13 protein-coding genes are annotated in these 17914 nt (G+C 48.7%); 11 read left to right on the plus strand and 2 right to left on the minus strand.

Annotation, left to right across the window (positions count from 1 at the left end):
- Positions 1 to 12: 12 nt before the first annotated feature.
- From EHS89_RS08860 to EHS89_RS08870, 3 genes are all read left to right on the plus strand, one after another.
- Complete coding sequence (locus tag EHS89_RS08860) at positions 13 to 1359, plus strand: vWA domain-containing protein (protein ID WP_124925793.1); 1347 nt, start codon at positions 13 to 15, stop codon at positions 1357 to 1359.
- Positions 1360 to 1459: 100 nt separating this feature from the next.
- On the plus strand, positions 1460 to 3214 hold the full coding sequence (locus EHS89_RS08865; protein ID WP_124925794.1) for a sensor histidine kinase: 1755 nt from the start codon (positions 1460 to 1462) through the stop codon (positions 3212 to 3214).
- A gap of 12 nt (positions 3215 to 3226) precedes the next feature.
- Positions 3227 to 3913, plus strand: a complete 687-nt coding sequence (locus EHS89_RS08870; protein WP_124925795.1) for a response regulator transcription factor — start codon at positions 3227 to 3229, stop codon at positions 3911 to 3913.
- Between the two features lie 350 nt (positions 3914 to 4263).
- Here the strand turns inward: EHS89_RS08870 and EHS89_RS08875 are convergent, their stop codons facing one another.
- Positions 4264 to 5037, minus strand: coding sequence for a ferredoxin--NADP reductase (locus tag EHS89_RS08875; protein WP_124925796.1), 774 nt, complete (start codon positions 5035 to 5037; stop codon positions 4264 to 4266).
- 171 nt (positions 5038 to 5208) lie between these two features.
- On the opposite strand from EHS89_RS08875, the gene EHS89_RS08880 reads away from it, so the two are divergent.
- Positions 5209 to 6087: a LysR family transcriptional regulator gene (locus EHS89_RS08880; protein ID WP_124925797.1), complete on the plus strand. Its 879-nt coding sequence runs from the start codon at positions 5209 to 5211 to the stop codon at positions 6085 to 6087.
- A 78-nt stretch (positions 6088 to 6165) separates the two neighbouring features.
- On the opposite strand, the gene trhO is transcribed toward EHS89_RS08880, so the two are convergent.
- Positions 6166 to 7161 (minus strand): oxygen-dependent tRNA uridine(34) hydroxylase TrhO, encoded by a 996-nt coding sequence (gene trhO, locus EHS89_RS08885; protein ID WP_124925798.1) that lies wholly within the window; start codon positions 7159 to 7161, stop codon positions 6166 to 6168.
- 388 nt (positions 7162 to 7549) lie between these two features.
- Between trhO and queA the strand changes: the two genes are divergently transcribed.
- From queA to EHS89_RS08920, 7 genes are all read left to right on the plus strand, one after another.
- Positions 7550 to 8584 carry a tRNA preQ1(34) S-adenosylmethionine ribosyltransferase-isomerase QueA gene (gene queA, locus EHS89_RS08890; RefSeq protein WP_124925799.1) on the plus strand — a complete coding sequence of 345 codons (1035 nt, stop codon included), beginning with the start codon at positions 7550 to 7552 and terminating at the stop codon, positions 8582 to 8584.
- Between the two features lie 181 nt (positions 8585 to 8765).
- Positions 8766 to 9896 (plus strand): tRNA guanosine(34) transglycosylase Tgt, encoded by a 1131-nt coding sequence (gene tgt / locus EHS89_RS08895; RefSeq protein WP_124925800.1) that lies wholly within the window; start codon positions 8766 to 8768, stop codon positions 9894 to 9896.
- A gap of 32 nt (positions 9897 to 9928) precedes the next feature.
- On the plus strand, positions 9929 to 10267 hold the full coding sequence (gene yajC, locus EHS89_RS08900) for a preprotein translocase subunit YajC (protein ID WP_124925801.1): 339 nt from the start codon (positions 9929 to 9931) through the stop codon (positions 10265 to 10267).
- Between the two features lie 62 nt (positions 10268 to 10329).
- On the plus strand, positions 10330 to 12189 hold the full coding sequence (gene secD, locus EHS89_RS08905; protein ID WP_124925802.1) for a protein translocase subunit SecD: 1860 nt from the start codon (positions 10330 to 10332) through the stop codon (positions 12187 to 12189).
- 14 nt (positions 12190 to 12203) lie between these two features.
- The gene (gene secF / locus EHS89_RS08910; RefSeq protein WP_124925803.1) at positions 12204 to 13130 is read left to right on the plus strand and encodes a protein translocase subunit SecF; all 927 of its coding nucleotides are present in this window, start codon (positions 12204 to 12206) and stop codon (positions 13128 to 13130) included.
- Between the two features lie 300 nt (positions 13131 to 13430).
- Positions 13431 to 16085, plus strand: coding sequence for a ribonuclease R (gene rnr, locus EHS89_RS08915; RefSeq protein WP_124925804.1), 2655 nt, complete (start codon positions 13431 to 13433; stop codon positions 16083 to 16085).
- A 409-nt stretch (positions 16086 to 16494) separates the two neighbouring features.
- Positions 16495 to 17838, plus strand: coding sequence for a TolC family outer membrane protein (locus tag EHS89_RS08920; protein ID WP_124925805.1), 1344 nt, complete (start codon positions 16495 to 16497; stop codon positions 17836 to 17838).
- Positions 17839 to 17914 lie beyond the last annotated feature (76 nt).

Genomic DNA, 17914 nt, shown 5'->3' on the forward strand with positions numbered 1-17914 from the left:
GGGAATATGATCATGAACACTCAATCTGATAAGCATATGTTAAGACGATTTGTACGGACCTGCGGATTTGTTTTACTTGGCCTGTTGCCTGCGCTGGCTCAGGCTAATCAGGTCAATTTGAATATTAATCTGGCTACCCCGGTGATGGAGGCTGAACGTAGTCATCGGGCGTTTATTAAGGTTTCTCTGGAAGGCTTTAAACAGCAGGATAAGCAGGCACGTATACCGGCCAATGTGGCGATAGTGCTCGATAAGTCAGGTTCGATGGGCGGTGATAAAATTCAGTATGCCCGTGAAGCGGCCATTATGGCGATTAAACGCCTGGATGAGCGGGATATTGTCTCGGTGGTGAGTTACGACTCTCGAGTACAGGTGGTGGTGCCGGCCACGCAGGTACGCAATCAGCGGGCTATTTATAATGCGATCCGTAATATTCATGCGGATGGCAATACTGCGCTGTTTGCCGGGGTCAGTAAAGGGGCCCGTGAACTGCGTAAGTTCCTTAGCCGGAATAAAGTGAATCGGGTCATTCTACTGTCAGATGGTTTAGCGAACGTGGGCCCTCAGTCAGCGTCTGAACTGGGTGAACTGGGCGCTTCGCTGGCGAAAGAGGGGATCAGTGTCACTACCATTGGTCTTGGGCTGGGCTATAACGAAGACCTGATGACCCGTTTAGCGGGCTTTAGTGACGGCAACCATGCTTTTGTGGAGAACGCGGAAGATCTGGCCTCTGTTTTTCAGTATGAATTTGGTGATGTACTTTCAGTGGTGGCTCAGGGCGTTAACATTGAGATTCATTGCCGTAACGGTGTAAAGCCTGTTCGTTTGCTGGGGCGGGAAAGCGAAATTATCGGTAATCGTGTTACAACCCGTTTGAATCAACTGTATAGCGAGCAGGAGAAGTTCGTTATTCTGGAGGTCGAAGTGCCAGAGCAGCAGGCTGAGACAGAGCTTGAACTGGTTGCAGTGAATGTGAGCTACGATAACCTGTACACACAATCTCAGGAACAATTGTCTGGTTTGAGTGTGGCCCGTTTTAGTCAGTCAAAGCAGGAAGTAAAAGCGGCCCGGGATGATGAAACGCTTGAAGCAGCGGTTGAACAGGTCGCTAACGAATATAGCCGTGATGCGATTGAAGCCCGGGATAGTGGCGATCTGAAAGCGGCTAAGAAGATCCTGCAGGATAGCGCATCTTATCTGGGGTCTCAGGCTGAAGCGTTGAGCTCGCCACGCTTGCTGGAACAGAAAGAGGAAGCCCTGCAGGATGCCGATACACTGGAATCTGAACAGGACTGGAATAAGCAGCGTAAAGAGTTGAAGGCGCGTCAATATAAGCGCGCGACCCAACAGAACTATTAAGTTGTTTAATTGAGTCGCTTGATCGATTCACTGTATTGAGTAACCGGGCAGACTGATCTCTGCCCGGACTGCTCTGCTTAATCATCTAAGGAAGCGTTGAGTGAAGAGAAAAACACTGATACTGCTGATACTGATTATAGTGTTACCGATGATGCTATTGGCCTGGTTCGGCGTGCGTATGCAGCAGGACCAGCAGCAAGTGGTGGCGTATCAGTTTAAAAACCTGGTAGACAGCCGTCTGCAGGGTATCGATCAGCAGTTTCAGAATCACTTCTTTGCTTTGCAACAATTATTCATCCCTCAGGCTGCGCAGTTGCAGCAGCAAACGGCCGGTCAGTATCAGGCCCATGATATCCGGCAGTTTATTAAGCGTTCGGCTTTCGTGCAGCAGGTGTTTGTTATATCCGATGCCGGTGAGCGCTTGTTTCCGCCTACTGATCAATCTCTAAATCAACAAGAGCGGACGTTTGTTGAGCTGACACGCAAGTTACTTGAATCCCCTGAACGCTTTACTATGCCTGTAGCAGATCCTCAGCAGGTTTCCGCTGCTACGGCAAAGCAGCCATTTGATCCGTCTACAGAGTCAGAGTCTATTTTTAGTGCCCGGCTGAGCGCTCCGGCAGCGCAAGAAAGTTTATACAGTAGTGCAGACCAAACGCAGCGATCGTTACCTGCCCATGGCTGGATTGCATGGTATGCGGAAACGGGCTTGCGGCATATTTTCTGGGTTCAGGATTCCGCTGGAAATACGGTTGGCTTTGCGTTGAATTCAGCACGTTTATTATCAGATCTGATCAATCTGCTGCCGGACAGTTCGGTGCTCCCAGATGCCGGTATTAGCGCGGCGGAGATTCAACTGATCAATAACCGGGGTGAAATTAACTATAGCTGGGGAGATCTGTCTGCGGTTGATGAACAGATGCAACCTCAGCAGGTGCTGCCTCTGAGCCATCCATTGGCGAGCTGGCGGTTGTCATATTTTGGCACAGACCCTCAGCCTTTGACGAGTGGCTGGATCGGTTTAGCAGCCTTGATCCTCTTATTAACGGCCGGTTTGTCAGTGCTTGCTTACTTGCTATACAGGGATCATAGCAGAGAGCTGAGGTTAGCCGAACAACGGGTGAATTTTGTTAATCAGGTTTCCCATGAATTGAAAACGCCGCTTACCAATGTACGTTTATATACCGAAATGCTTGAGCAAGAATTGGACGAAGAGGAGATCGTCGCCCAGCGTTATTTAAATGTGATCGGTAGCGAAGCAGGTCGACTTTCGCGTTTGATTGAAAATGTATTGAGCTTTTCCCGTTCGAAGCGTGAGGATGTCAGCGTCCGGTATCAGAAAGGCGTTGTTGATGATTGTGTTAACCAGGTGGTTGAACTGTTTACCCCGGTATTAAGTGCACGACATCTGACGATGCGATTTACTGGTCAGGCAGATCATTTGTGTCAGTTTGACGGCGAAGCGTTGGAGCAGATTCTCAATAATTTACTGAGTAACTGTGAAAAATACGCAGCGGATGGAAAATTTGTTGATATTTACAGCTGGCAAAAAAAGACCCCGGATGGGCTCTATAGCTACATTCGAATTAGTGATTTTGGTCCCGGGGTGTCAGCGTTAGAAGCTGATAAGTTATTTGAGCCTTTTTATCGTGGTAGCGATAAGCTCACCGAAGGTGTCAGCGGTACCGGTATAGGTCTTGGGCTGGCGCGGGATCTGGCCCGGGCCCATCAAGGGGATCTGGTAGTAGAAGAGCATTCAGTAACGGATAGTACAGCGGGTGCCAGCTTCCTGCTGACGCTGCTAACGCCATTGGCGGACGTCGCGGAAGTTAACTCCGGGCAAGCCGATGATTAAACGGAAATGGTTATGAAGTTATTAATCGCTGAAGACGATCTGCATATACGACAGGGCCTTGCTGCTTTACTTGAATCAGAAGGGTACCAATGTATTGAAGCGGCGGACGGTGATCAGGCGTGGCAGCTCTATCAGCAGCATGAACCGGACCTGGTGCTGTTGGATATTATGATGCCTAAGCAGGATGGGTATGCGGTGTGTCGTCGTATTCGACAACGGGATGAGCAACTCCCGGTTATTTTTATTACTGCTAAATCTGAAGAGATTGATCAGGTGTTGGGGCTTGAGCTTGGTGCCGATGATTACATTAAGAAACCATTTGGTAGCCGTGAGGTTGTCGCGCGGATTCGGGCTGTCACACGGCGCTGTTTGCGTTCGGTTGCAGAGCCGAATGTGGATGATAGTTTTATTATGGATGATCTGGTGATTCGCCCCTCAGAGCTACGCGCTATACGTGATGATCAAGTGATTGAGCTGAGTTTGCGGGACCTGAAAATATTGCGTTTATTATTTGAACAACAAGGCAAGGTGGTCGATCGAGATTCACTGTTTAACCATTGCTGGGGGCGTGACTATTTTGCTAACAGCCGTACTCTGGATCAGCATATATCAAAGCTAAGAAAGGTGATTGAGTTGGATGCCAAAGCTCCGAAGATCATCAGCACTGTACATGGGATTGGCTATCGTTTTGATAATTAATGGTAGTAACTAGTAGGCTGGTACCAAAGGTTATTGTCAGGCTGAGTGGCATTACCGATTCGAACGACGAAATAGTTTATGTTTAAGGGTTCAGGCCTCCGTGAGAAGCCATGCATTGCAGAGCACCGATAATCTCTTGCTCTGATTAGTCTGTTCTCTGTGTTCTCTGTGTTCTCTGTGGTAAATACATTCTTATTGAGACCCGACTTCCAGGCCTTTGCCCCAAAGAATACGACACGGAATTCTTCTTCCTGAGTCCGGTATTCGAAGGTGAATTGAAAAGCCATCCAAAGCTGTGCTTTGAATGGCTACTTTATTTGATAGTGTAAGTTGATAGCGTATTGCCGGGATCAGCGCTCCACAAATGCTCGCTCGATAACATAATGCCCCAGGTCGCCGTGACGCGCTTCAATAAAGCCCATCTTATCAAGAATCTGCGTGGTGTCTTTTAGCATACTTGGGCTGCCGCAGATCATAAAACGATCATTCTCAATACTCAGATCCGGTAGTCCCAGATCCTCAGTGAGTTTGCCTGAGGTGATCAGGTCAGTCAGCCGGCCCTGGTTGCGGAATGGCTCACGGGTAACGGTTGGGTAATACAATAGTTTGTCGGTAATCATCTCGCCAAAGTATTCATTGTCCGGCAAGTGTTGCTGGATCACGTCGGTATAGGCCAGCTCGGACAGGTGGCGTACGCCGTGGGTCAGGATAACTTTATCGTATTGCTCATAAATTTCCGGATCCTTAATAATACTCATGAACGGTGCCAGGCCAGTGCCTGTACTTATCAGGTAAAGGTGCATGCCCGGTAGCAGGTGATCATTGATCAGGGTGCCGGTAGGCTTGCGACTGATGAGAATCTGATCGCCCACTTCAATGCGCTGTAGTTTGGACGTCAACGGGCCGTCTTGTACTTTGATGCTGAAAAATTCCAGCTGATCTTCATGGTTGGCGCTGGCAATACTGTAAGCACGCATTAAAGGACGCCCTTCATGCTCAAGTCCGATCATGGTGAAGTGACCATTCTTGAAACGAAATCCCGGATCACGACTGGTAGTAAAGCTGAACAGGGTCTCGTTCCAGTGATGGACGCTGAGCACTTCTTCACGGCCGATGTTTGACATGGAGCTATCCTCGCAGTTAAGCGACTGACTTATGCAATTAAGTCTAGTCGTTTTGGTTATTCGTTTAGGTTATAAAAAGATGAATATCTATTCTCTTTATATGCATGTTAGGCCGCTTTGTTATATTGTTAAAGACGATTGTTCAGTTAAATGTAATCGGAAATACAGGATATGAAATATACCTTACGGCAGCTGGAAGTATTTCTGGCTGTTGCTCATTTCGACAATATTACCCGTGCGGCAGATAGTTTATCGATGTCTCAGTCAGCTGCGAGTGGCGCGTTACGGGATCTTGAAGACCAGTTTGATATACGGCTGTTTGACCGTGTAGGTAAACGACTGAAGATCAATGAACTGGGCAGATTACTGCGACCCAGAGCTGAAGCCTTACTTGAAAGGGCGCAAAGCCTGGAGCTTGAAATGGCCCAACATCAGGCGGTAGGGCAGCTGAAAATCGGTGCGACGATGACCATTGGTAATTATCTGGCAGTGGGTTTGATCGCCCGCTATATCAATGAGCAGCCGAAGGCAAAGTTGGATCTGAAGGTTGCAAATACCTCGGCTATTGTTGCTCAGGTGGTTAACTTTGATCTGGATATCGGGTTGATAGAGGGTGAAATACAACATCCTGATCTGGAGGTTATTCCCTGGCGTAGGGATGAATTGGTGGTGTTTTGTGCGCCGGACAACCCGATGGCCCGAAAGCCTCAGCTGAGTGACACTGATCTGCAGGCTGTGCGCTGGATTCTGCGAGAGCAAGGGTCTGGAACCCGGCAGACATTTGATTGGGCATTACATGGGTTGCTACCGAATCTGAATGTTCTGTTGGAGTTGGAGCACTCAGAGGCGATTAAGCGAGCGGTGGCTGAAGGCTTAGGGATAGGCTGTTTATCGCGTATCGCGTTGCAGGAATCTTTTGACCTGAAAACTCTGGTTCCATTGAAGGTAGCTGGGCGTGATTTCAGCCGTCAGTTGTATCTGGTGATAAATCGCCATAAGTACCGCAGTGCCGGTATTGAGCGTTGGATTGAGTTATGTCACAAGATCTGATCTGTTTTAGCCCCTGATAGTAATATGCAGGAGATACGAGTAGTGCACAGCTAAACCTGCGCACTACCCGAAAGAGTATCAGCTTACCTTTTGTTGGTTCTTCGCTTTCTGATCCTGACGCAGTTGTTGTTTCAGCTCGCGGCGGCGAACAATAGCGCCGCTGGCATCAGCACCTATATGTGCCTCCCCCCGTTGCTCCGCCAGTTGCATCTGTTTCTGACGTTGCTCAAAACGCTGACGCTGATCTTTGCTTTGTTTGTCATAGCAGTTAGGACAACTAACCCCTGCCTGATACTTCTCGCTTTGCATCTGGGCTGCGGTTAAAGGTAATCGACAGGCGTGGCACTGGTCGTAGCTACCTTTTTCTAACTGATGATTGACCGTAATACGGTTATCAAACACAAAGCATTCGCCCTGCCAGAGAGACTCTTCTTCGGGTACCTGCTCCAGATACTTGAGGATGCCGCCTTCCAGATGGTAGACCTCATCGAAGCCTTGCTCCTTGAGGTATGCCGTGGATTTTTCACAACGAATACCGCCGGTACAGAACATCGCGACTTTGCGGTTCTTGTCCGGATTCAGGTGGTCTTTAACATATTGCGGAAACTCGCGAAAAGTATCGGTATCAGGGTTAATAGCCCCCTTAAATGTGCCTACCTGTACTTCATAGTCATTACGGGTATCAACCAGGGTGACTTCTGGATCTGAGATCAGAGCATTCCACTCATCAGGCTTAACATAGGTGCCGACCACCTGCTTAGGGTCGATACCTTCGACGCCCATGGTCACGATCTCTTTCTTGAGTTTTACTTTGGTGCGATGGAAAGGATTGCTGGTATCGAATGACTCTTTATAGACGATATCGTTTAAGCGCGGATCATCTTGTAACCAGGACAGTAGGGTGTCGATAGCTTCACGGCTACCAGCAACGGTGCCGTTGATACCTTCACGGGCCAGCAGCAGTGTGCCGCGGATATCGTTATTCTGCATAACCTTATGTAAAGGTTCACGAAGTGCTTCAAAGTCTTCAAGTGCGACAAATTTATACATCGCACAGACAATAATCTGTGACATTAGGAATACTCAGCCAACCGGAACGTAAATCCGGAGCTTTTGATTAGTTAAAGGGGGTAAGAGGACCATTTTACCTGATAGAGGCGCGCAGGAAGACAGATAAACAGTAAGGGTAATTCAGGTGTTGATTAAACGCCTAGCGTTAGAGTTGTTCGAATTGATTCTTAAGTTGTGTTACTCGGTTTATCGTCGTGTCGGGTCACACTGAATAAGCTTCATACAATATAACTGAAACTTAGGCTTAAATCGGGTAGCATACGCCGCCATATTTTATGTCGAAATATGCACAAGTACTTCTTGTAAGTGCTTTTGTCAGATTACCCAGGTTAAAGACTTATTTAAATGAACGTTAAAGACTTATTCAAATGAACGTTAAAGACTTATTATCATGAACGTTAAAGACTTCCATTTCGAACTTCCTGATGAGCTGATAGCCCGATATCCGCTGGAAAACCGTAGTGATAGCCGCCTGCTTTGCGTAGACGGTGATAGCGGGGCACAACAGCATCGCCAGTTTTTTGAGGTGCTGGAGTTTCTTGAGCCCGGTGATCTGGTGGTGTTTAACAATACCCGGGTAATTCCGGCGCGGATGTTTGGCCAGAAAGCTTCTGGCGGTAAAATAGAGGTGTTGGTAGAGCGACTGTTGGACGAACAATCAGCTCTTTGCCATATCCGCTCCAGTCGTTCGCCTAAGCCTGGTGCTGAACTGACCCTGGATGGCGGACTTAAGGCAACCATGGTTGCCCGACATGATGATCTGTTTGAACTACTTTTTGATCTTAATGAGGGTAACCTGATTGAGGCGTTAGAGCAGTTTGGCCATATGCCATTGCCTCCTTATATGAATCGTGAAGACGAACTGTCTGATCGGGAACGTTACCAGACGGTGTATAACGAAAAGCCCGGTGCGGTAGCCGCACCTACGGCGGGCCTGCATTTTGATGATGCGCTGCTGGCTAAGCTTGAAGCGAAAGGTGTTAATAAAGCCTTTGTTACGCTACATGTTGGTGCAGGTACTTTTCGACCGGTTAAGGTCGAGAATATTCAGGATCATAAGATGCATGCTGAATATATCGAAGTATCGGAACAGGTTTGTCAGCAGGTTAAAGAGACTAAAGCCCGCGGCAATAAAGTGTTGGCGGTAGGTACAACCTCGGTACGCTGTCTGGAAACAGCCAGCCAGAGCGGAGAGATAGAACCCTTCTTTGGCGATACTGATATTTTCATTTTCCCCGGTTATACCTTTAAAACGGTAGATATGCTGATTACCAATTTTCATCTGCCGGAATCGACCTTGCTGATGCTGGTATCGGCATTTGCGGGCTATGAGCATATGATGTCCGCTTATAAAGAAGCCGTTGCGCAGCAATACCGTTTTTTCAGTTACGGTGATGCCATGTTTCTTACTAAGCAAGGTTCCTGATAACACAAGGTTCCTGGCAAAAGGTATAACCCTGAAGGTATCTGAGTAAGTTTAGGGCTGCTGTTTAGCCGCAGGGCCTTTTAATTATCAGATTCAGCCTTATATAAGCTACTACTCGCCAGTTAGATCGACTCTTAAGGCGAAACCAGATTTAGGATATGTTGTGAGCAGAGAATGTTTTATGAAGTTTGAGCGTACGGCCAGTGACGGTAAAGCCCGTCGTGCCCGCTTAAGCTTTCCACGTGGTGATGTTGAAACCCCTGCATTTATGCCAGTAGGCACCTATGGCACGGTAAAAGGTATGTTACCAAAGGATATTGAAGCGATCGGCGCTCATATTATCCTGGGCAATACCTTTCACCTGATGCTGCGCCCTGGCACCGAAGTGATTAAACAGCACGGTGGTCTGCACGAGTTTATGAACTGGAAAGGTCCTATCTTGACCGATTCGGGCGGTTTTCAGGTGTTTAGCCTGGGAGCAATGCGCAAAATTACTGAAGCCGGTGTGACTTTTCAGTCGCCGGTGAACGGTTCTAAAGTATTTATGGGGCCGGAAGAATCGATGCAGGTTCAGAAAGATCTGGGCTCTGATATCGTGATGATCTTCGACGAATGTACCCCGTATCCGGCGACTGAAGTGGAAGCTGCAGAGTCGATGCGTTTGTCACTGCGCTGGGCTAAGCGTTCTAAAGAAGCCCACGGTGACAGCCCGTCAGCGCTGTTTGGAATAGTGCAGGGTGGTATGTATCCGCACCTGCGTGATGAGTCTATGGCTGGCCTGAATGAGATCGATTTTGATGGCTATGCCATTGGTGGTCTGTCGGTGGGTGAACCGAAAGAAGAGATGGTTAAAGTTCTGGATCATCTGGCACATCAGATGCCGGAAGATAAACCCCGTTACCTGATGGGTGTTGGCAAGCCGGAAGATATTGTCGAAGCGGTGCGCCGCGGCGTTGATATGTTTGACTGTGTGATGCCGACCCGTAACGCCCGAAATGGTCACCTGTTTACCCGTGACGGTGTTGTTCGACTACGCAATTCAGCCAATAAAACGGATACCCGACCGTTGGATGAGCAGTGTAGCTGCTATACCTGTCAGAACTTTAGTCGTGCTTACCTACACCATTTGGATAAGTGTAAAGAGATCGTAGGCTCGCAGCTGAATACTATTCATAACCTGCACTACTATCAGGAGTTAATGGCCGGATTGCGTCAGGCTATTGAACAAGGTAAATTGGACGCCTTTGTGGACGAATTCTATCGCTTGAAAGGTATGGAAACACCGCCTTTCGATGCGGAATCTATCGTATAATTAACTTTTAATAAGTATTAGGAGAAGCCTTAATGAGCTTTTTTATCTCTCCAGCTTACGCTGAAGCAGCTGCCGGACCTGGCGGTATGGACCCTAGCATGTTCAACCTGATCTTCCTGGTTGGCTTTGGTGTTATTTTTTACATGTTTATGTGGCGTCCACAGTCTAAGCGTGCCAAGGCTCATAAAGAGTTGCTGGGTGGCCTGAGTAAGGGTGATGAAGTACTTACCGCAGGTGGTATTTTGGGTAAAGTTGTTCGTCTGAACGATGATTATGTTGTACTGGAAGTATCTGAGAACACTGAACTGACTTTCCAGAAAGCTCATGTCAGTGCGGCTTTGCCAAAAGGCACTATCAAAGATATTAAGTAACATCTCTCCTAAATAACGCCACGTTCAACGTGGCGTTTTTTTGATGCAAGGACAGGGGCATTATGCTCAATAAATATCCGCTGTGGAAAAACGCGCTGATCATCCTGATGCTGCTGATTGGCGGTATCTATGCAGCACCTAACCTTTACCCTGACGATTTTGCTGTACAGCTTTCCGGTTCCCGGGAAGTGCATGTGGTAAATCAGCCGCTACTGGATCAGGTAAAGCAGGCGCTGACGGCAAAGCAGATTAGTTTTAAATCAGGTGAACTGACGGCAAAAGGGGGGCTTATCCGCTTTTCCGATGGCCAGACTCAGCTGAAAGCTAAAGAAGTTATCAGTCAGACGTTGGGGGATAACTACGTTGTTGCCCTTAACCTGGCGCCAACAACGCCGGATTGGCTGCGTTCTATAGGTGCTGGCCCGATGAAGCTGGGTCTGGATCTGCGTGGTGGTGTTCACTTCTTGCTGGAAGTGGATATGGCGCTTGCGGTAGCTCAGCGGCTGGATGTTTATGTTAGCGAGATTAAAACCAAGCTGCGTACCGATAAACTGCGCTATCGCGCGGTAAATCATCGTGAAGATGGCAGCCTGGAATTGAAGTTTTCCAACGCGGATGTGCGCGATAAGGCACAGTCGTTATTACGTAAAGACTATCCTGAATTCCTGATTGAATCTGAAGATATGGATGGCGCGTTTTACCTGACCATCAATCTGACCGAGTCTAAGGTTCGTGAGATTGAGGATTATGCGATCAAGCAAAACCTGACAACGTTGCGTAACCGGGTTAACGAACTGGGCGTGGCTGAACCGCTGGTGCAGCGTCAGGGTCGTAACCGGATCGTAGTACAGTTGCCGGGTATTCAGGATGCTGCTGCTGCAAAACGAATTATCGGTAAAACTGCGAATCTGGAATTCCGTCTTGAAGCGACAACTGATGCTTCCCGTGCCGTAACGGAAACTTATCCGTTCCGTAATGAGAACCGTCGTCCTAATAAAGCCACGCTGGAAAAAGATATTATTATCTCTGGTTCCAGTGTCGCCAATGCCCAGTCCACCTTTGATGAAACCGGTCAGCCTCAGGTATCCATAACACTGGATTCCAAAGGCGGTCAGCTGATGAACCGTACTACCCGTAACGCGGTAAAGCGTCGCATGGCGGTACTTTTTGTTGAGCATAAGAGTCGCACGCTGTACGAGACAGTGGATGGTGAGCAAGTTGCTAAGCGTATTCCTTACGTAGAGAAGAAGATTATCTCTCTGGCGACTATTCAGAGTGTGCTGGGTTCCAGCTTCCGGATTACCGGTCTGGATAGCGCGACTGAATCATCAGAACTGGCACTGTTGCTACGTGCCGGTGCACTGGCAGCGCCTATCTACTTTGTTGAAGAGCGTACTGTAGGTCCTAGCCTGGGTGAGCAGAATATTGAACTGGGTGTGACCTCGGTTCAGATTGGCTTCGCGCTGGTGCTGCTGTTTATGCTGGTGTACTACCGTGTGTTCGGTTTGCTGGCCAACATAGCGCTGACCATTAACCTGGTGTTACTGATGGCGGTGATGTCGATAATGTCGGCAACCCTGACCTTGCCAGGTATTGCGGGTATTGTACTGACCGTAGGTATGGCCGTTGATGCCAATGTGTTGATCTTCTCCCGGATACGGGAGGAACTGAAAAACGGTTTGCCGCCGCAGTCTGCCATTAGTGCTGGCTTCGATCGCGCATTTACCACGATTTTTGATGCCAACATTACTACCTTGCTGGCGTCAGTTATCTTGTTCTCCATGGGTACCGGTCCGGTGAAAGGCTTCGCCATTACACTGTCGGTAGGTATTGTGACCTCCATGTTCACCGCAATCATGGTTACCCGTATGCTGGTTAACCTGACTTACGGCGGTCGTGCGCTGAAGAAACTGTCGATTTGACGGAGGAGACGAAGATGACGACTGCAAAAATTTATAACTTTATGGGGCTGCGAAAGATCGCAGCCGGCCTGTCGATTCTGTTACTTTTGGTCTCTGTTGCATCGCTGGCAATTAATGGGCTTAAGTTTGGTCTCGACTTTACCGGTGGCTCGCTGATCGAAGTGGGCTACCAACAAGAGCCGAATCTGAATGACATTCGTGGCAAGCTGGAAACAGCCGGGTATGAAGATGCTGTTGTGCAGACCTTTGGGTCGCCAGTAGATATTCTGATTCGCATGGGCGCTGCCCATGATCCAAAACTGGGTGATCAGGTACTGCAAACACTGCAAAGTGGTGAATCTCAGGAGCTTACCCTGCGCCGTAACGAATATGTTGGTGCCCAGGTAGGTGAAGAGTTGCGTGAGCAGGGCGGGCTGGGCATGTTGCTGGCACTGTTTATGGTGATGGTATACGTGGCGTTCCGTTTTCAGCTGAAGTTCTCTATCGGTGCGGTATCGGCGTTGGCCCATGACGTACTGATCGTGCTGGGTTTCTTCTCAATTCTGAAACTGGACTTTGACCTCACGGTACTGGCTGCCTTGTTGGCGGTTATCGGCTACTCGCTGAACGATACTATTGTAGTGTCTGACCGGATACGGGAAAACTTCCGTAAACTGCGTAAAGGCACAGCAATTGAGATCATGAATACCTCACTGAGCCAGACGCTGGGGCGGACATTGGTAACCTCCTTAACGACGTTGTTAGTGCTGGTAGCACTGGCAGTGTTTGGTGGCGAGATGATCCATGGCTTTGCTGTGGCGCTGTTGGTGGGTGTCTGTGTCGGTACTTACTCTTCTATCTATGTAGCGGCAAACGTACTGGTTATGCTGGGCATTTGTAAAGAAGATCTGATGCCGCCTGAGAAGGCAGAAGACGGAGAAGAAGTCGACGAAATGCCTTAAAAGCTGCTGCGCTTGGTGATGCAGCGTTATTCCTGAAATTTTGAATACTCATTTACAACTGTAAACTCCGTTTCAAAATTTCAGGAAGGCCTTGCCTGACCTTCGCTCGCAACGCTTTTACTATTCTAAAAAAAACCGGCCGATTGGCCGGTTTTTTTTATTGGCTGTGGGTGATTATTTCAACTCAGGTCGTCGCACATGTTCGGCTAGTTATCACTTGTAATTCAAGAGCTAGGATAGGTTTAGTTTATGGCGGCTGTGCTATAGTTGCTGAAATTGATAATTGTATGAAGAACCGGAATGTCTAAGAAAAAGTGGTCCAGCGTTGATCCCCATGCTTCCCGCGAAGCGGATAAATATGAGCGTCCGATAGCCAGTCGTGAAATGATCATGGAGCTGCTGGATCAGAAAGGTGAGCCCCTGACCCGGCCGCAGTTAGAACAGCTGCTGGAGATCGGTGATGAGGATGCGTCTGAGGCGCTGCGTCGTCGATTAAGGGCAATGGAGCGGGATGGCCAGCTGATGCGTAACCGTAAGGCTCAGTATGTATTGCTGAGTAAGCTGGATCTTGTTGCGGGTCGTATTCAGGGGCATCGGGATGGCTTTGGCTTTCTGGTGCCTGAAGAAAAAGGTGATGATATTTTTCTGTCAGCCCGGGAGATGCGTCAGGTATTTGATGGCGATCGGGTATTAGTGCGAGCGACCGGGCAGGACCGTAAAGGTCGTACCGAAGGCGCCATTGTTGAAGTGCTTGAGCGTAATACCCGGAAGTTGGTAGGGCGTTTTCAGGGGCAGGGCGGTTTTGGTTATATGACCCCCGAGAATCAGCGTATTACCAATGATATTCAGATTCAGCCCGAGCCTGATTCAGAGCTGAAATACCGTACTGGTCAACTGATCGTGGTTGAGCTGATTACGCCGCCTTCCAAAAGAGCCAAAGCAACGGCCCGGGTGACTGAAGTTTTGGGTGACCATATGGATGCCGGGATGGAGATTAAAGTCGCCATCCATAACTACGACATCCCCCATGAATGGACTGATACGGTACGCCAGGAGGTCAGTGAATTTGGCCCGGAGGTGCCGGACTCTGCTAAACAGAACCGGGTAGATCTGCGTGACAAGGCGCTGGTCACTATTGATGGTGAAGATGCCCGGGACTTTGACGATGCGGTTTACTGTGAGGCAAAACGCTCGGGTGGCTGGCGCCTTTGGGTCGCGATTGCCGATGTTTCAGCTTATGTGAAGCCACAGACTGATCTGGATATTGAGGCACACCGCCGGGGTAACTCAGTCTACTTTCCTGAATATGTTGTGCCCATGCTGCCGGAGATGCTGTCAAATGGACTCTGTTCTCTGAATCCGGATGTAGACCGGTTGGCGATGGTGTGCGAGATGACTATCAGTGCCAGCGGTAACCTGAGTGGTTATAAGTTTTATGAGGCGGTAATTCGCTCTCATGCCCGGCTGACTTACACCAAGGTTGGCGCCATGTTGCAAGAGCCAGACTCTGACTACGGTAAAGAGATGCGGCAGCAGTATTCAGCCGTATTGCCTCATGTTGAGCATCTGTATGATCTCTATCATGCCCTGCGCAAGTCCCGTGAAGAACGGGGAGCAATCGATTTTGATACCACTGAGACCCGTATTCTGTTCAGTGAAAATCGTAAGATTGAGAAGATAGTTCCAGTGGTGCGTAATGACGCCCACAAAATTATTGAAGAATGTATGTTGTGCGCCAATGTAGCATCCGCTCGCTTGCTACAAAAACTCAAGCAGCCAGCCCTGTTCCGGGTACATGATGGGCCAAAAGAATCTAAGATAGCGTCTTTGCGAACCTATCTGGGGCCTTTAGGGCTGAGTCTGGGTGGCGGTGATGAGCCGACACCGCAGGATTATCAGGATCTGACTGAATCATTGGAAGGTCGCATGGATAAGCATGTGATTCAGATTATGATGCTACGCTCGATGTCGCAGGCGGTTTATAGCCCCGAGCATAAAGGTCATTTTGGCCTTAATTACCCTGCCTATACCCACTTCACTTCGCCTATTCGACGTTACCCTGATCTGTTGGTGCATCGGGCTATTCGTGGGCTGGTTCATTCCGGTAACGGTAGTAGCCATCTGCATCGACCGGATGACTTTAAACCGAATAAGAAGTTTATCCACAGCTACACTATGGAACAGATGGTTGAACTGGGTGAGCACTGCTCGATGACCGAACGTCGTGCTGATGATGCTACCCGGGACGTGATGGCCTGGTTGAAGTGTGAATACATGCAGGACTGTGTCGGCGAAGAGTTTAGCGGTGTTATTTCGGCAGTGACCGGTTTCGGTGTATTTGTTGAGCTTGAAGAGGTTTATGTTGAAGGCCTGATTCATATCTCGGCTCTGCCGGGGGATTATTATCAGTTTGATCAGCCGCGTCAGCGTTTACAGGGTGAGCGTAGTGGTAAGAGTTTCCGCTTAGGCGATCGCCTTCAGGTTCAGGTTGCCCGGGTTGATCTTGATGATCGTAAGATCGACTTCGAGCTGGTTAAACAGCTGGGTGCTGCGGATAAGCAGGGCGTTGCTGAAAAGCCTAAAAAGCAGAGTAAGCGAGAGTTACTGCGTAGCGGTAAGATTCAGATGGCTGAGATGGAGAGCCGTCAGGGGCGCAAACCCGCAGCTAAGGGGAAGAAACCTCATCCCCGTAATCGCTCTGAAGCAAGGTCTCCCTGGAATAAGGCGTCGGATACGCCTGCAAAAGGGGCTGCTAAAGGACCGAGGAAGCGTCCGGTGGCCGATGCTGATAAACGAGATCCTGTTGCTGAAACTGAAGCAGAAAAACGCTCACATAAAAAACCGCGCCTGAGTGAACATGAGAAAGAGGTTATTAAGCTTTCTAAGAAACAGTCAAAGGGTCTGAGCAACAGGGCTAAAAGGCGCAAGCTTAAGAAATTACGTAAAAAAACCTAGTGCTGGCAATCAGTATTTATTTCTCCTCTTAAAATACCGGCTTCGGTTGTCTGGGCCGGTATTGTCCATATCTATACTGATAGTAATTATTCTGTAATAGTTTTGTATTATTCGGTTGTTTGAAAAAGGCTCGATGGAGCGAGGCTGTTCAATATATCAGTTTGTCTGTTTTCTGAATTTTCACTTAATTTTATCGCTATATCGCAACTTTTCTTATGTTTATTTGGTTTTCTACTACCAATATGTAGCACGTAAAAGTGTTTGAGTTCTGCTTAAAAATTGACCATAATCATGTTTGAAAAAATAATAATTAAAACTGTGCTGGATCTTCGGTCTTAGCATAGGAATGTAGTTCTCCGGTTGTGGTAAGGCGGGGAGCTGCTCTCAGGATGAGGGTGGGGGACAATCAATGAATTTCAATAAACTGGCGCGTGTTCTGCGGAGCGCGGGGCTTTGCTCTGTGCTGTTTATTTCTGCTGAAAGTCAGGCGGAAAATCTTATTCAACTTTATCAGGCTGCGCTGGAAGGTGATCCTCAGCTTCAGGCCGCGTTGTTTGATCATCAGGCTAGTCAGGAAGTGGTTACTCAGGCCTGGGCAGGTTACCGGCCTACTGTTAGCTTCGATTATGATCAGGTTGAGACTACACAAAATATCGTTAGTAGTGATAATAACCCCTATCAGGATGGTACAACCTCTTTTCCCTCTACGACCTGGTCTATTACCGTAACTCAGCCCATTTTTCGCTATGCCAACTATGTTCGTATCGGTCAGGCAAAATCTGAACTTCGTCAGGCAGATGCTGAGTTGGTTGATGCTCAACAAACAATGATGCTCAGGATCTCTGAAGCCTATATGGAAGCACTGGCCGCAAAAGATGAGCTGGGTTTTCTGCAGGCAGAGCTGAGTGCAGCGCGTCAGCATCTTGAGCAGGCTGAAGGTCGGGAAAATGCTGCAGTAGGTCGGGCGGTAGATCGCTATGATGCGGAAGCACGAGTCGCCTCGGTTGAGGCTGATTATGCCGAAGCGGATGTCGCTTTGCGGGATGCCTTTGAATCCTTGTATGAAATGACCGGACGAGACCCGGCCCATTTGGCAGAATTGCAGGCTGAGATTGATCTGGTATTGCCTGTTCCTGCTGATGAACGGCACTGGCTTACTAATGCCATGTCAAACAACCCGGCACTGGTCGCACAGCGTGAAGCGGTGGATGTCGCCCGGCGTGAAGTGAAACGCCAGAATGCGGGTCATTTTCCAACTCTGGATGCCGTGCTGAGAAATACCAACCAAGACACTCAGGGCACGTTGTTTGGTGGTGGTAGTGAGGTGGAAACGGAAGAGTTGCAGCTGCGCTTTAATCTGCCAATTTACTCGGGTGGGGCTGTAAGCTCGCAGAAGCGTGAAGCGGTGGCTCGTTATCACAGCGCCGAACAGGAGCTGACCCGGATAATACGAGCATCCCGGCGTGGCTCGCGTGAAATGTACTGGGGTGTAGTTAATGCAGTAAAACGTGTTAAAGCACTGAATAAAGCAGTGTCGGCACAGCAGGCGACGCTGGATCTGCGTCGGGCTGCTTTTGATGCCGGCCTGGAAACAGCCATCAGTGTGCTTGATGCGGAGCGTGATCTCTACTCGGCAAAACGGGATCTCTCCCGTGCCAAATATGATTATCTGGTTAACGGCTTACGCCTGAAGGCATTAGTGGGTGTGTTGACTCAGGATGATCTGATTCTTGTAAATAATTGGCTGGATTAATTATCCGGCCTTTTTTTTCTGTTTTTACCTGATCAGGTAAGAGCATAGCAAATGGACGAAACGCGGGGGCGTTGCT

The organism is Amphritea balenae (assembly GCF_003858655.1).
Taxonomy (GTDB): domain Bacteria; phylum Pseudomonadota; class Gammaproteobacteria; order Pseudomonadales; family Balneatricaceae; genus Amphritea; species Amphritea balenae.

Coding starts and splice junctions, on each gene's coding strand:
- EHS89_RS08870 (WP_124925795.1), top strand. CDS start 3,227: ATGAAGTTATTAATCGCTGAAGACGATCTGCATATACGACAGGGCCTT.
- EHS89_RS08875 (WP_124925796.1), bottom strand. CDS start 5,037: ATGTCAAACATCGGCCGTGAAGAAGTGCTCAGCGTCCATCACTGGAAC.
- EHS89_RS08880 (WP_124925797.1), top strand. CDS start 5,209: ATGAAATATACCTTACGGCAGCTGGAAGTATTTCTGGCTGTTGCTCAT.
- queA (WP_124925799.1), top strand. CDS start 7,550: ATGAACGTTAAAGACTTCCATTTCGAACTTCCTGATGAGCTGATAGCC.
- rnr (WP_124925804.1), top strand. CDS start 13,431: ATGTCTAAGAAAAAGTGGTCCAGCGTTGATCCCCATGCTTCCCGCGAA.
- trhO (WP_124925798.1), bottom strand. CDS start 7,161: ATGTCACAGATTATTGTCTGTGCGATGTATAAATTTGTCGCACTTGAA.
- secD (WP_124925802.1), top strand. CDS start 10,330: ATGCTCAATAAATATCCGCTGTGGAAAAACGCGCTGATCATCCTGATG.
- tgt (WP_124925800.1), top strand. CDS start 8,766: ATGAAGTTTGAGCGTACGGCCAGTGACGGTAAAGCCCGTCGTGCCCGC.
- EHS89_RS08920 (WP_124925805.1), top strand. CDS start 16,495: ATGAATTTCAATAAACTGGCGCGTGTTCTGCGGAGCGCGGGGCTTTGC.
- EHS89_RS08860 (WP_124925793.1), top strand. CDS start 13: ATGAACACTCAATCTGATAAGCATATGTTAAGACGATTTGTACGGACC.
- secF (WP_124925803.1), top strand. CDS start 12,204: ATGACGACTGCAAAAATTTATAACTTTATGGGGCTGCGAAAGATCGCA.
- yajC (WP_124925801.1), top strand. CDS start 9,929: ATGAGCTTTTTTATCTCTCCAGCTTACGCTGAAGCAGCTGCCGGACCT.